We start from the raw sequence: 13,377 nt of genomic DNA, 5'->3' as shown, positions 1-13,377 counted from the left end.
TCAAGGGGGTGCGATGCCGGAAATCGAGCTGTCGTACGGACCGATCGACTACCAGGACACCGGCGGAGAAGGGCCGGTGCTGGTGTTCTGCCACGGTGTCCCGATGGACGGGGAGCAGTGGCGCAAGGTGGTGCCCCTGCTGGACGGGTACCGCTGCATCCTGCCCACGCTGCCGATGGGCGGTCACCGCCGACCGATGAAGCCGGACGCCGACCTCTCCCACCGGGGTCTCGCGCGGCTGCTGGGCGAGTTCATCGAACGGCTGGGGCTGGACGACGTGACCCTCGTCCTCAACGACTGGGGAGGCGGCCAGTTCCTGGCACTGGAGAAGCAGGGCCGAAGGCTGGGCCGGATGGTGCTGGTGGCGTGCGAGGCGTTCGACAACTTCCCGCCGGGGCCGGCCAAGGCCCTGGCCGTCGTCTGCAGGATTCCCGGCGGGGCCCGGCTCCTCACCCGGCTGATGCGCATCCCCTCCGTACGGGCCAACCGCCGTGGATACGGTGGAATGAGCCTGCGCGGCATTCCGGACGAGCTCATGGACAAATGGTTCGCTCCGGCGAGTCGCAGCAAGGCCATCCGCAGGGACTTCACCAAGTTCGCCACCTCGGCGCCCGACCGCCGGACGCTGCTGGCCTGGAGCGAGCAACTGCGCGACTTCGACCGGCCCGTCCTGGTCGTCTGGGCCACCGAAGACCCGTTGATGCCGCGTGAGCACGGGCCCCGGCTGGCGCAGCTGTACCCGAAGGGCAGGCTGGTCGAGATCAACGACTCCTCGACCCTCGTCCCCGAGGACCAGCCCGAGCAACTCGCCGCGGTCCTGACCGACTTCCTGACGCAGACCGGAGCAAAGCCGGCCCGGCTCTCAGGCTGAGGCGCTGAGGCGCTGAGGCGGGAACGGCAGCCGTTCGGCTCCATGTCCCGGCCGTCGCCGATCGGTGTCCATCAGTGCCGATCAGTGCCGATCAGTGCCCGTCGGTGCCGATCGGCGCGTTCGCTGGAACGCGCATCACGAGGTCTGGGCTGCCGGACCAGGGCGCCACTCCGTCCGCAGTGCGTCCCAGTCCCGGGTGAGAGCGGCAAGGCGGGTCTGCTGCCAGGGCGAGGTCGGCAGGTCCTGGTGGGTGCGCAATTCGCGGGTGAGGAGCATGGCCCGGTTGACGGTGAACGCTGCCTGGCCGGCGGAGCCGCCGGCCGCGACGCGTTCCTCGATCAGGGTCCGGGCCGCGGGCGTGGCGTGGAGCAGGACCCAGAGCAGGGCCCAGTCCAGGTGAGGTAGGTAGAAACCGGCGAATTCCCAGTCCAGGAGCCCGACGCGCGGCTGGTCGAGGAGGATGTTGCCGGGCAGCGGGTCGCCGTGGGCGAAGTGCCGGGTGGGCCCGGCCTCCTGCAACAGGTGGGTCAAGCCCTCGTGGTCGGACTCCTGCAGCAGGCCGTACTCGAAGTAGCGGTCCAGTCGGCGCTCATAGTCCCAGCCCCGGGCAAAGGCCCCCGGCGCGGGGGCCCACTGGGCCAAGGTGCCCAGGGCGTCGACGGCCATGCCCACGTCCTGGCGGGCGAGCGGCGTCGGCGGGTAGCGGTCGGAGCTGAGGCAATCCCCGGACAGCCGCTCCAGCAACAGCACCCCCTCCCCTGCGTCGGCGGCGAGCAGACGCGGCACGCGCACCGGCGGTGCGCTGCGAGCGAAGGCCAGGTAGGCAGCGACCTCCCTGCCAAACTTCTCCCTCCAGAACGCCTCCCGGGTGGCGAGAACCTTCGCGACCGTCTGCTCACCGGCACAGGTCCCGGCGATCAGGACGCTCTTGTCGCTGGCGTGCAGCAGCCCCGCAGGCAGGAAGCCGGGACACAGACGCCGGACCAGTGCCACGGCGTCGGTCCACATGGACGGGGTGAGGGAGTTCATCGCGTTCGGGGATCCTTCCTGGTCACGGACCCGGGCGAGCGGGGCAGGCAGACAGCGGGTCGGATCCAGCCTGCCAGCGGCAAGGGTGCAGGTAGTGATGTACTGCCACAGGGCCGGCCACTATTGGCTGAACCGGGCCGTCATCCGTCCCGCCCCTCACGCCGTGCGAGGCACGACGAGGAGTGCGAGCGTGGCAAGCGGACGTGGCAATCGCACCCCGGTGTGAACGGTGCAGATGGAGGTGGTGGCGGTGGCCAAGCGGCCGGTCTGGTCGGGCGTGCTCACCTTCGGCCTGGTCACCGTTCCCGTAGGGCTGTACAGCGCGGTCGACGAGCACACCATCCACTTCCACCAGTTGCAGCGCGGCACCTCCGACCGCATCCGGATCCGGCGCGTGAACGAGCGCACCGGAAAGGAGGTGGCGAACGAGGACATCGTCAAGGGCTACGAGTTCGCCGAGGGCGAGTACGTGGTCGTCGAGCCGCAGGAGCTTGAGGACATCGCGCCGGGCCGGTCGCAGACGATCGACGTCAGCGGGTTCGTGGACCTGGCCGACGTGGAACCCGTCTACTTCGCCACCACGTACTACCTGGCCCCGCGCGGCAAGGAGTACACCAAGGTCTACGAGCTGCTGCGGCAGGCCATGGAGCAGACGAACCGGGCGGGCATCGCAACACTGGTGATGCGCGGCAAGCAGTATCTGACCGCGGTGCGGGCGGTCGAGAAGGTGATGGTGCTGCACTTGCTCCACTGGGCCGACGAGGTCCGCGATCCCCTCAAGACCCTGCCCGACCTGCCCGTGAGCCGGGCGGCGCGCGGCAAGGAACTCGACAGCGCCGTCCAGCTCATCGAGGCCCTCGCCATCGACTGGAAGCCCGAGGAGTACCGCGACACGTATCACGAGCAGGTGGAACAGCTGGTCAAGGCGAAGGCGGAGGGCAAGGAGATCGTGGCGGCCGAGGAAGCGCCGCAGGCCACCAACGTCGTGGACCTGATGACCGCCCTGCAGCGGAGCATCGATCAGGCCGGCGAGAAGCCGGCCCCCCGCTCGGCGCGCAAAGGCGCCGGCCGGGCTCCACGCGCCAAGACCGCGAAGAGCCGGCCCCGCGCCACCGGCTCGGGTGCCCGGCGTCGCGCCGGCCGGGAGAGCGACCTGGGCCGGCTCAGCAAGGACGAGCTCTACCAGCGGGCCACCCGTCAGCAGATCCCCGGCCGGTCCAAGATGACCCGCGACGAACTCATCAAGGCCCTCACCTCAACCAAGGCTGCATGACCTGCCGGCTACCTGCAGGCTACCTGTCGACAACAGCCCTTTATCCGGTACGGTCCGGCGCCAGGCTGATCCCCCGGAGCAAGAGGAGCTGAGCCATGGACCGCTCTCGAAGACTGAGGATGCTCGTCGCAGCAGGTGCTCTCGTCGCGACAGCCGGGTTTTCCCTTCCTTCGGATGCCGCCACTCCGGCGCCCGGAATCAGAGAGGTGGCACAGGGGACGCAGACCGGTCCCGTGAACGTGACGGTCCCCGGACCCGTCCAGGTCAATTTCCGTGAACTCGTCTTCCCGCCCGGCGCAGCCACGGGAAAGCACTGCCACCACGGCCAGTTGGTCGCCGTCGTGAAGTCCGGCACGCTCACTCACTACGCGCCCGTGTACCCCGGCGGAGTCCACGTGTACCGCACCGGTGACTCCGTCGTCGAAGGCACGGGATACGTCCACGAGGGCCGCAATGAGGGATCCACTCCCCTCGTTCTCTGGGCCACGTACATGACCCCGCAGGGAAAGCCCCTGGCGGAGACCGATCTGTCCAAGTGCGGCCAGGGGAGCTGATCGGCTCGCGGGTCCGGTCCCGGACTCCGCCCGTCATCCGGTGACGTGATCGCGCCAATCCCGGCCGAAAGTCGCGCATTCCCTTGCTCTCGAGCAACCTCCGTCCCGCCGGCCGAGTCATTTCCGGTGATCAATGCAGATGCTCGCGCGAGGGGATTCGGCATGGCGATACGTACGGTACGAAACGGGCTGATCGGTGCGGTGGCGGCCGCGGTCGTGGGCGGCTCGGTGCTCGTCTCCCCGGCAGTCGCAGCGGCAGAAGCACGCCCGGGCGCAACGGCCGGCGCGGCCGGTCACGAGAAGACCCGGGCCGCGCTGAACGAAGCCGTCAAGGACGGCGCCGGTGCGCTCATCCGGAGCGTGGACCGGAACAGAGTATGGAAGAGCTCTGCGGGTGTCAGCGACCTCAAGACCGGGGCGCCGCGCGGCGCCGACGACACGTTCCGCGCCGGGAGCATCACCAAGACCTTCGTCGCCACGGTCCTCCTCCAGCTGGAGGCCGAGGGGAAGCTGAGCCTGGACGACTCGGTGGAGCGGTGGCTGCCGGGAGTCGTCCGCGGGGACGGGTTCGACGGCAGCAGCATCACCGTCCGCCAGTTGCTCAACCACACCAGCGGGCTCAAGGACGCCTGGGATGACCCGGAGTTCCTCAGCAAGGTGACGGGAAGGGAATTCCTGGAACACCGCTACGACACCTGGACGCGCGAACAGCTGGTCGCCGCGGCCCTGCGGCAGACGCCCGCGAAGAACACGGGCCAGGGCACGCACGACTACTCCAACGTCAACTACACGCTGGCCGGGATGGTGATCGAGAAGGTCACCGGGAAGGCCTGGGCCGACGAGGTCAAGCGCAGGATCATCAACCCGCTGGGCCTGGATTCCACCGTGCTGCCCGGGACCGACCCCCGTATGCCCGCCCCGCACAGCCGTGGCTACCGCAAGCTCCTGGCCCCCGCCGACCAGGAGGCCTTCGACGTCACCGAGTTCAACCCGTCCATGTTCACGTCCGCGGGCGACCTGATCTCGACAGCGGACGACCTCACCCGCTTCTACCGCGCGCTGCTGGGCGGCCGGCTTCTGCCGCGTCAGCAGCTCAAGGAGATGAAGACCACCGTTCCCGCGGGCGGCACCGGTTACGGTCTGGGGCTGTCCTCCGCCACGCTGTCGTGCGGGGTCACCCTGTGGGGCCACGTCGGCCGGGTACCCGGCTCGGTCACCATCGCTGGTGCCACGCCCGACGGCAGCCGTTCGGCGACGATCAACTTCAACTCCGATTGGAACAGCGACCCTTCGCGGGTCCTTGAGGCAGAGTTCTGCGGCTGATCCACGTCTGACGCGCGCCCCGCCGCCCACAGGCCTGCTCGAAGACGAAGATGAAGATGACGATGACGAGCAGGCTGTGGCGGCGAGGGCCTCAGGAGCCGGCCAGAGCGCGGTCGAGGAGGGGAAGGAGACGGTCCCAGTGGCGCTGGAGCCCGGCGGGGTTGAAGGCGCTGGTGTCGGACATGGTGAAGCCGTGGGCGGTGCCGGGGTAGACCTCGGTGGTGTAGCCGACGCCCGCGTCGTCCAGGGCCCGGTTGAGCTCGCTCATGGCCTCGGGCGTGATGTCGCCTTCGGCGAAGCCGAAGTGGACCTGGGCGGTGAGCTTGGGGGCGAGGCAGTGCGGGCTGTCGGGCGCGTCCGTGACCAAGGGCCCGGGATGGAATCCGGCGACGGCGGCCACCCGGCCGGGGTGGGCCGCTGCGGTGCGCATCGCCAGGGCGGCGCCCATGCAGTAGCCGATCGCGGCGACGGGTCCGGCGCTGACCTCGGGCTGGGCAGTGAGGAACTGGAGGTACGCGTCGGCATCGCGCATGGCCCGTTCGGTGGTGTGTGCCTCGTACATAGGCATCAGCTGGGCGAAAACCTCGGGCCGGAGCTCTTCCGTGATGCGCTCGGGAAGGTCGATCACCGGTGCGGGGCCGTGCCGGTAGAAGAGGTTGGGGACGAGTACGTAGTAGCCGTGCTCCGCCAGCTCGCGGGCCATCTCCTGCAGTACGGGCCGCAGGCCGATGGCGTCCATGTACAGCAGCACTGCCGGGTGCTGCTCGCCGTGGTCGGGGAAGGCGGCGAAAGCGTCAGCCTGGCCGTCCGGGGTGGGTATCTGCAGCGTCTTGGTGGGCATGGTGGATCTTCCTCTCTTGATCTACGAACCGTAACAGTGGCAGTCAACCCATCGCGGCGGCCCACCCCTTGACGCCGGCCCAGTTCGTGACGCCCCTGCGGGGGACGGCGCCGGCGCGGCCGAAGAGGCTCGTCACCTCGTCACCTCGTCATCCGGCGGAGGGGACGACGGTCTTCCTCCGGGCCCGGTACGCGGCGGCCTTGATCTTGTTGCCGCAGGACTCCATGCCGCACCACTGACGCCGCTTGCCGCGCGAGCGGTCGATGTAGACGCGGGTGCACTCGGGGTTGCCGCACTCCTTGAGCAGCGGGACGTCCGGGCCGCTGAGCAGTTCCACCGCATGCCGGGCAACGGTGGACAGCGCTTCTCGCTGCGTTGCCGCCGTCCAGCGGCCGGAGTGGGTCAGCTGCGGTGCCGCGGGCGCCCGGCGGGCCGCGTCGTTGACCACGGCCAGCGCCTCGTCGGCGAAACCCGCGCCGAGACGCCGGGCCGTGACCAGTTGATAGACGGCCTCCCGTACGGTCGTCGCCCGCACCACGTCGGACGGCCGGGCGGGCGAGACGGAGTCGACGATGCCGGACTCCACGTACCACGCGTCGAGGCGGTCCGGCGTCGCGAACATCTCGAATCGCACCGTGCGCCGCGCCCGGAGCGTGGCCGCGAAGTCCAGGGCCGGATTGCCGCACACAAACACATGATCCAGGTTCACGTCACCATCCTGACGGGTGACTCAACGTGCTCGCAAGGATCGTCAGCCGTTGCAGGAAGGCTCCTCCCCCGTCCACCAGGCGTCAGAGCACCAAGTCCCACGCCAGGCAGGAAAGGAGGTTTGCCGCCCCTTCGGGGTCGTAGGTGCCTCGTGCCGGGTCCTTCGGCGAGGACGCCGTCGTCTCGACCATGTCCTCGTAGGCGATCCGCTCGGGCAGCGCACCGAACCGGACCTTGCGCATCGCCGCGCCGTTGTCCTGCACGTTGCGGTCCTGCATCGTCAGCCTCCCGCTTTCTCCGTACGGTCGTTACTGTCGTTTGCGCGCTCTTGATGTCCGATCAGAGGCGGTGGGCGTCCATGACGGCCTGAGCGAAGGCCTCGGGCGCCTCCTGCGGCAGGTTGTGACCGATGCCCTTCAAGGCGCGGTGGTCGTACGGGCCGGTGAACCTGTCGCGGTACGCGGTCCCGTTGCCCGGCACCGTGAACGGGTCGCATTCGGCGTCGAGCGTCACCGCCGGCACGGTGATGACCGGCCGGGCGGCGAGCCGCTTCTCGTACGGCTCGTAGCGCCGTTCGCCCTCGGCGAGGCTCAGCCGCCAGCGGTAGTTGTGGATCACGATGGCGGCGTAGTCCGGGTTCTCGAAGGCGGCGGCCGTACGCTCGAAGGTCGCGTCGTCGAAGCCCCATGTCGGGGACACGGTGTCCCAGACCAGCCGCGTCAGGTCGTGCCGCTTGTCCTTGTCCTCCATGGCGATCCGGCCCCGCTCCGTGGAGAAGTAGTACTGGTACCACCAGGCGTGTTCGGTCGCCGGCGGCAGCGGCTGGAGGTTCGCCTCAAGGTTGACGACGAGGTAACCGCCCACCGACACCAGGGCCTTGCACCGTTCGGGCCACAGCGCCGCGACGATGTCGGCGCTCCGCGCTCCCCAGTCGAATCCGGCAAGCACCGCCTTCTCCAGGCCCAGCGCATCCATCAGCGCGATGGTGTCGAGGGCGAGGGCGGACTGCTGCCCGTTTCTGAAGGCCCGGGACGATACGAAGCGTGTCGTGCCGTGGCCGCGCAGGTAGGGAACGATCACTCGGTATCCCTCCGCCGCCAGCAGGGGCGCGACATCGACGTAGCTGTGGATGTCGTACGGCCAGCCGTGCAGGCAGATGACCGGCGTGCCGCGCTCCGGCCCCACCTCGGCGTAGCCGATGTCCAGCAGACCGGCCCTGACCGTCTTGAGCGGCGGAAACGCGGTGCGTCCGCGGGGTCCGGCCGCGGACGCGGGGGCCGGTCCGGCCTGCCGCGCCGTTGCGGACGAGGCCTGCGCGGTTCCGGACGAGGCCTGCGCTGTTCCGGACGGCCCCGCCACCAGTGTTGCGGCGACCGCGCCGCCGGCGCTCAGACCGAGAGTCTTGCCGAACGTACGCCTGTCGATCATGTGGAGCCCTCCGCGCGTCTCGAAGTGCCGGCCTGCGGCCGGTGTACGCCGCAGGAGATCCCACGCGCCCAGGGTTTCCCGGAACGACCGCCGAGGGCGCGCCTGACGACTGTGGCACAGCGCGCGTCACCGGTCAAACAAGTGATGCATGCCAAATCACCGCACGCCAGGGAGGTTTGAGGAGTCAGGTTCTCCCGAAAACAGCGCTTCTCGCTCTTGCGCCCGCCGTGCCGGGACGGCACTCTTCGGATGACAGAAAGAACGATCGTTCTTCCTTGGAAGACTCCTCGAACGGAGCCCGACGATAATCGACCGCCGTACCAGCCCCGTGGGAACAGCGGATCCCACGGACCCCGCTTCCGGAGTCACCCGGACCGTCCTCCAGCGCCACCCCTCCCCCGCCGAAGGCTGGAGACCGTTCAGACCCTGGTGGAGATCCCCAGAGGCAAGGAGTCCGGCCGGCACAGCCACCCCGGGGTGGAGGTCGGATACATCGTCCGCGGCGATGTGCTGATGGTCTTCGACGACGGCAACGTCCTGCGACTGCGTACCGGCGACCCGTTCTTCATCCCCTCCGGCGTCATCCACAATGCCCGCAATGTCGGCAGCGTGACCACGATGATGCTGTCCACGTACGTCGTCGACGAGACGAAGCCTCTGGTCACGACGTACGAGTAGGCGCCCGCGGAGCCCCGCTCCGAGGTCGGCGCCTGACGGCGCGGGACCGGACCTCCCTTCCCTACGCTGTGCCCATGACCACGGGAGCCACCGGAAGAGCCCACCCCAGAGAACGCCTGCTGGACACTGCGGGGCGCCTGTTCTACGCCCGGGGCATCCAGGCCGTGGGAGTGGAGCAGCTCGTCACGGAGGCAGGGGTCACCAGGGCGACCTTCTACCGGCACTTCTCCAGCAAGGACGGGCTGGTCGTCGCCTACTTGTGTGCTGCGCGCCGTGGTCGGCGATGCCGGTCACCCCGATCCCGAGCGCGTGGCCCGGGCCCTGGTCGTCCTCAGGGACGGAGCCATGGTGGGTGGCTCTCTCGACGCCCCCCGTGCCATCAGGGCGACACTGCGCGAGGCCGCGGAGAGCCTGCTGAGGTCGTGACCGGAGTGCCGGCGCCGGACCGGTGACGGGCGCGAGCACGACAACCGACAGACCTGGGATAACGTCCCTCTCGCTTGTCCAGAGTGAAGGAGACGTCGTGCAGATCCGGTTTGACGTGCGCGGAAGAGGTGCCCGCCGGTGGCTCATCTTCGGAATGACCACCACCGGGGCGCTGTGCTTGGTCACCGGGCTGATCTTCGCCGGGATATCGGTCTCCTTCCTGACGGATGCGGAGCGGGCGCCGGGCACGGTGGTGGCCCTGGACTGGCAAGAGGATTACGGCGGCGGATCCCGTAAGGCACGGAGCGACGACCCGCCTGCGGCGCACCCGGTGGTCGAGTTCACGCCGGCGGGTGGCACGCCGAGGAAGTTCCGGGACTCAGCGGGTTCCAATCCGCCGTCGTACGAGGTGGGTGAGCAGGTGGAGGTGCTCTACCGCCCGGATTCCCCCGGGGACGCACGGATCAACGGGTTCGCCTCGCTGTGGCTCCTGCCACTGATCTTCGGTGGGATCGGGCTCGTGTTCACGGCAGTCGGAACAACCATCGCGCTGGTGACCCGCCGGCGTTCGTAGCGGCATCAGAGCGGCAGGGCGTCGACCGTGGGGACGACCATGCCGAACAGGTCAGTGATGGTGGTCAGGGCGGCGGCCTGCAGCGTGGCAGTCGGCAGCACGGTGCCGTCGGGCGTGGTAAGGGCGCGAGTTGCGGTGGTTTCGGCGACGACAGTGGGGCGGTAGCCGAGGTTGAACGCACCTTGGGCCGTGAAGCTGACGCACATGTGGGTCATGAAGCCGCCGATGATCAGATCCTTGCCGCTGCCCGGGGCGGCGCCCAGGCCGGTGAGGGTCTTCTCCAGTTCGGTGAGGTGGAAGGCATTGGGGAACTGCTTGACCACGACCGCCTCGCCGTCCGCCGGAGCGACCTCGTCGCTGATGGCACCGATGCGGGCACGGATGTCGTAAGGGGTGTTCTCGCCGCCGTCGTTGATGACGTGGACGACCGGGGTGCCCGCGGCGCGAGCGCGTCCCAGGAGGCGGGCGCCGGCCGCGAGGGCTTCCTCGGCGCCTTCCAGGGCCATGATTCCGGTGCGGTAGGTGTTCTGGAAATCGATCATGATCAGGATGGAGTCGCTCAGCTTGGGCGGCTGGTTGTCCAGGCCGATGACGTTGCGCAGGGTCGTGGAGGTCTGGTCACTGCTCATGGCGAAGCCTTTCGGAAGGGAAAAATGCGTAGGAGGGAGATGCAAGGAGGCATGGCGGAGCTGTCCGCCCTGCCTGTGTACGGAATGACGCCGGTATCGGTAGGTGAAGGGGCGGCTTCAGCTGCCGGTTCAGCTCGCCTTGGTGCGGAACCGGCGGCGATACGCCGCGGGGGTCGTGGCGAGCTGTCGTTTGAACGCCCGGTGCAAGGTCTCCACGGAGCCGAGCCCGGCCTCGGCCGCGACCTGGTCGAGCGGGTCGTCGCCGGTCTCCAGCAGACGGCGGGCCACCTCGACCCGGGCGGCCTCGACGTACGCGGCGGGACTGGCGCCCGTCTCCTGTTTGAAGACGCGGGCGAAGTGCCGCTCGCTCAGGCACATCCGGGCCGCCAGCCTCTCCGCGGACAAGTCCTCGTCGAGGTGATCGGCGATCCACAGCCGTAGCTCGTCAATCTCGCGGCGGGCGGAGGCGGGCCGGCTGAGCGGTACGGAGAACTGGCTCTGCCCGCCCTGCCGCTTGAGGTACATCACCAGCTGGCGGGCCACGGCCAGCGCCACGTCCTCGCCCAGGTCCTCGGCCACCAGGGCGAGCGCGAGGTCCAGGCAGGCGCTGATCCCGGCGCCGGTCCACAACCGGCCGCGGTCGGCCCGGACGAAGATCGGATCCGGGTCGACCGTGACGTCCGGATGCTCGGCAGCGAGCTGGGCGGCGGTCGACCAGTGCGTCGTCGCCGTCCTCCCGTCCAGCAGCCCGGCGGCCGCCAGCACGTGCGCGCCCACGCAGACCGACGCCACCCGCCGGGCGTGCGAGGCGGTCTCCTTCACCCATGCCACGACGTCGGTGTCGATCCGGGCGACGGGGCCGTCGTCGGTCATGTCGACCGCGCCGGGCACGAGCAGGGTGTCCACGTGCCCGCCGACCTCGTCGAAGGCCAGGTCGGCCAGCAGCCGCACACCCGCCGACGTCCGCACCTCACCGGCGGCCGGCCCGGCGAGGCGGACCTCGTAGCCGGCACGGCCTGCGGTCTCCCGGTTGGCCAGGGCGAAGACCTCGGCCGGGCCGGCGACGTCCAGGAGGTCGACATCGGGGAAGACCGCGATGACGACACGGTGCGAAAGGGGCATGCACTTATCGTCGCCCGCACCGGTCATGGCCGCAATGACGGTGATCTGTCACATCCGGACATGCGGCCGGGGCTCCCCCGTCCCCGGGCGGGGTGGACGGTCGCCGAGCAGGCTGGAGCTTCGCCATTCACGGTCGAGGACGGCGTAAACGATCGAGTCGCGCCATTGCCCGTTCTTCTTGACGTGCTCGCGAATGCGGCCCTCTTCGGTCATTCCGGCTCTCAGCATGGTCTTGACCGATGCGACGTTCCGGGGGGAGCACGCTCCCCAGATCCGGTGCAGGCCCAGCTCTGCGAAACCGAGCCCGAGGAGCAGGCGTACGGTCTCGGTGCCGTAGCCGAGGCCCCAGACGTCCTGGTGGAGTGCGAAGCCGAGGGTCGCGCCGTCGGGCTGGTGAGGATCGTCAGCCAGACGTCCGTACCCGATCAGGGCTCTGCTGTCGCGTGCGACGACGGCCAGAGCGAACTCGGTGCGCGGGGTGGCGGTGGCCGAGGCGACGGACCAGGCGAGGATTCGCTCGACGTCCTCACGAGAACGTGGCTCGAAACTCATGTGTTCGGTGACCTCGGGGCTGCCGTAGATCGCCAGGACTGCGTCGACGTCGTCCAGGGCGAGTTCGCGGAGCTCCAGGTTCTGGCTCTGACGGCTGACCGGATACATGCCTGGGCACTTTACGACGACGGCGTCCGGACGAGTAGGCGCGCGCCGGGGCCGGGCGGCGGTGGCAGCAACGCAAGCCCCGGATCGGGTGAGCGGCCACGCCCGGGTGAATCGCACAAGGGCCGCCGGGCCGCCCGCCCAGCGGTGGCGGGCCGGTTGACACCCATACGAATTTCCGTACGACAAAGCGCACTCCCGGGGCCGTGACGACCCCGATCGGGGGTCGTTTTTCCGAGCACCCGTCCGACTGCGCTCGTCAACGAGGAGGCTCGGTGCATCACTGCAACGAACGTCGCTTGATCACCACGGAGGCGCCCTTGCCGTTCGAATTCCGACCCCGGGTCCGGCGGAAGGAGACGCTCGAAGACGGCGAGGTGCGCGACTTCCCTGCCCGCTCCGCGGACGCCGGCCGACGCGGCGCGAAGGAGCGACGCCCGATGAGCAGCCCCCGGCTGGGAACCGTCGCCTGCCCTGCGCCCCTGAACAAGCGCCCCCTCGGAAAGGGGAACCCCATGGATGACACCGCGGTGAACGAACAGGCGTGGACGCTCTACGGTCGCCACCATCTGGACTGCGGCACCGTGGTCCCCGAGCCCGATCGCCTCGATTGGGGGTTCTGGGGTACGGGCCCCGGGGACGAGCTGCTGGGCGAGATCGCCGGACAGCGCCTGCTCGACATCGGCTCCGGCATCGGCCGCCACCCCGCTCGCCTCGCCCGCACCCGCCGAGCCGAGATCCACGCCGTGGAGGCCTCGGCCACCCAGCATCTGCGCGCGGTCGGCCGCTACGGCGCCACGCCCGGATTGCGGCTCATCCACGACGACGCTGTCGCGTACCTCCGGAACGCGCCAGAGCCGGTCTACGACGCGGCGTACTCCGTCCACGGCATGGCCTACATCGACCCGCACCAGCTCCTCCCCGCCCTCGCGCCCCGCGTCCGTGAAGGCGGCAAGTTCGTCTTCTCCGTCCTGAACACCAACGCGTCCGGGGCCGGGCCTTGGGACGAGGTCGCCGCGCGCGACGAGATCCTGCCCCTCAAAGGGGGCGGCGAGCTGACCGTACGGATGTGGGTTCTCAGTCCGTCGCTGTGGGAGGACCTGCTGGTCGAGGCCGGGTTCCTCGTGGAGAACATCACCGTCCTCACCGCACCGCAGGAGGCGACGACCCCGGTCTCCTGCACACTCATCGCGGCCCGCCGTCGCCTCGGTGCACCAGCCGTCTGACGGCTGTCTCCCTGGTCTCCCTGGTCACTGGCCAGGCG

General features: G+C 69.5%; 16 protein-coding genes and 1 pseudogene. 9 read left to right on the top strand and 8 right to left on the bottom strand.

Features of this window, described 5'->3' with window-relative positions:
• Positions 1-13 precede the first annotated feature (13 nt).
• On the top strand, positions 14-871 hold the full coding sequence (locus ACSNOH_RS00340) for an alpha/beta fold hydrolase (RefSeq protein WP_436719076.1): 858 nt from the start codon (positions 14-16) through the stop codon (positions 869-871).
• 135 nt (positions 872-1,006) lie between these two features.
• Here ACSNOH_RS00340 and ACSNOH_RS00335 read toward each other — a convergent pair whose 3' ends face one another.
• Positions 1,007-1,900: a phosphotransferase family protein gene (locus tag ACSNOH_RS00335; RefSeq protein WP_436719075.1), complete on the bottom strand. Its 894-nt coding sequence runs from the start codon at positions 1,898-1,900 to the stop codon at positions 1,007-1,009.
• A 235-nt stretch (positions 1,901-2,135) separates the two neighbouring features.
• Between ACSNOH_RS00335 and ACSNOH_RS00330 the strand changes: the two genes are divergently transcribed.
• The 3 genes from ACSNOH_RS00330 (at position 2,136) to ACSNOH_RS00320 (ending at position 5,050) form a co-directional block, all read left to right on the top strand.
• The gene (locus ACSNOH_RS00330; RefSeq protein ID WP_436719168.1) at positions 2,136-3,173 is read left to right on the top strand and encodes a Ku protein; all 1,038 of its coding nucleotides are present in this window, start codon (positions 2,136-2,138) and stop codon (positions 3,171-3,173) included.
• A 233-nt stretch (positions 3,174-3,406) separates the two neighbouring features.
• Positions 3,407-3,727, top strand: coding sequence for a cupin domain-containing protein (locus tag ACSNOH_RS00325; protein ID WP_436719074.1), 321 nt, complete (start codon positions 3,407-3,409; stop codon positions 3,725-3,727).
• 162 nt (positions 3,728-3,889) lie between these two features.
• Positions 3,890-5,050: a serine hydrolase domain-containing protein gene (locus ACSNOH_RS00320; protein ID WP_436719073.1), complete on the top strand. Its 1,161-nt coding sequence runs from the start codon at positions 3,890-3,892 to the stop codon at positions 5,048-5,050.
• A gap of 91 nt (positions 5,051-5,141) precedes the next feature.
• On the opposite strand, the gene ACSNOH_RS00315 is transcribed toward ACSNOH_RS00320, so the two are convergent.
• The 4 genes from ACSNOH_RS00315 to ACSNOH_RS00300 form a co-directional block, all read right to left on the bottom strand.
• Entirely contained in the window at positions 5,142-5,891 is a 750-nt protein-coding gene (locus ACSNOH_RS00315; protein WP_436719072.1) for a dienelactone hydrolase family protein, read from the bottom strand.
• A gap of 148 nt (positions 5,892-6,039) precedes the next feature.
• On the bottom strand, positions 6,040-6,600 hold the full coding sequence (locus tag ACSNOH_RS00310; protein ID WP_436719071.1) for a CGNR zinc finger domain-containing protein: 561 nt from the start codon (positions 6,598-6,600) through the stop codon (positions 6,040-6,042).
• An 82-nt stretch (positions 6,601-6,682) separates the two neighbouring features.
• Complete coding sequence (locus ACSNOH_RS00305; RefSeq protein WP_436719070.1) at positions 6,683-6,877, bottom strand: hypothetical protein; 195 nt, start codon at positions 6,875-6,877, stop codon at positions 6,683-6,685.
• A 61-nt stretch (positions 6,878-6,938) separates the two neighbouring features.
• Positions 6,939-8,027, bottom strand: coding sequence for an alpha/beta fold hydrolase (locus tag ACSNOH_RS00300; protein WP_436719069.1), 1,089 nt, complete (start codon positions 8,025-8,027; stop codon positions 6,939-6,941).
• A 429-nt stretch (positions 8,028-8,456) separates the two neighbouring features.
• On the opposite strand from ACSNOH_RS00300, the gene ACSNOH_RS00295 reads away from it, so the two are divergent.
• From ACSNOH_RS00295 to ACSNOH_RS00280, 4 genes and pseudogenes are all read left to right on the top strand, one after another.
• Positions 8,457-8,705, top strand: coding sequence for a cupin domain-containing protein (locus ACSNOH_RS00295; RefSeq protein ID WP_436719068.1), 249 nt, complete (start codon positions 8,457-8,459; stop codon positions 8,703-8,705).
• Positions 8,706-8,779: 74 nt separating this feature from the next.
• Positions 8,780-8,899 (top strand): annotated as a pseudogene (locus ACSNOH_RS00290) (TetR family transcriptional regulator); the annotation flags it as partial.
• Between the two features lie 67 nt (positions 8,900-8,966).
• Positions 8,967-9,131, top strand: a complete 165-nt coding sequence (locus ACSNOH_RS00285; protein WP_436719173.1) for a hypothetical protein — start codon at positions 8,967-8,969, stop codon at positions 9,129-9,131.
• Positions 9,132-9,285: 154 nt separating this feature from the next.
• A complete protein-coding gene (locus tag ACSNOH_RS00280) occupies positions 9,286-9,705 on the top strand; it encodes a DUF3592 domain-containing protein (RefSeq protein WP_436719067.1) in 420 nt (139 codons plus the stop codon).
• Between the two features lie 5 nt (positions 9,706-9,710).
• Here ACSNOH_RS00280 and ACSNOH_RS00275 read toward each other — a convergent pair whose 3' ends face one another.
• The 3 genes from ACSNOH_RS00275 to ACSNOH_RS00265 all read right to left on the bottom strand — a co-directional run bounded on the left by ACSNOH_RS00275 (position 9,711) and on the right by ACSNOH_RS00265 (position 12,116).
• The gene (locus tag ACSNOH_RS00275) at positions 9,711-10,334 is read right to left on the bottom strand and encodes an isochorismatase family protein (protein ID WP_436719066.1); all 624 of its coding nucleotides are present in this window, start codon (positions 10,332-10,334) and stop codon (positions 9,711-9,713) included.
• 129 nt (positions 10,335-10,463) lie between these two features.
• Positions 10,464-11,456, bottom strand: coding sequence for a GlxA family transcriptional regulator (locus ACSNOH_RS00270; protein WP_436719065.1), 993 nt, complete (start codon positions 11,454-11,456; stop codon positions 10,464-10,466).
• Between the two features lie 48 nt (positions 11,457-11,504).
• Positions 11,505-12,116 (bottom strand): GNAT family N-acetyltransferase, encoded by a 612-nt coding sequence (locus tag ACSNOH_RS00265; protein ID WP_436719064.1) that lies wholly within the window; start codon positions 12,114-12,116, stop codon positions 11,505-11,507.
• 512 nt (positions 12,117-12,628) lie between these two features.
• Here ACSNOH_RS00265 and ACSNOH_RS00260 point away from each other — a divergent pair.
• Entirely contained in the window at positions 12,629-13,339 is a 711-nt protein-coding gene (locus ACSNOH_RS00260; RefSeq protein ID WP_436719063.1) for a class I SAM-dependent methyltransferase, read from the top strand.
• Positions 13,340-13,377: the final 38 nt, after the last annotated feature.

Origin of the sequence: Streptomyces sp. URMC 127, assembly GCF_051386535.1 — a bacterium.
Taxonomy (GTDB): domain Bacteria; phylum Actinomycetota; class Actinomycetes; order Streptomycetales; family Streptomycetaceae; genus Streptomyces.
Note: the sequence above shows the minus strand (reverse complement) of the source record. Positions and strands in the feature narration are given on the sequence as shown.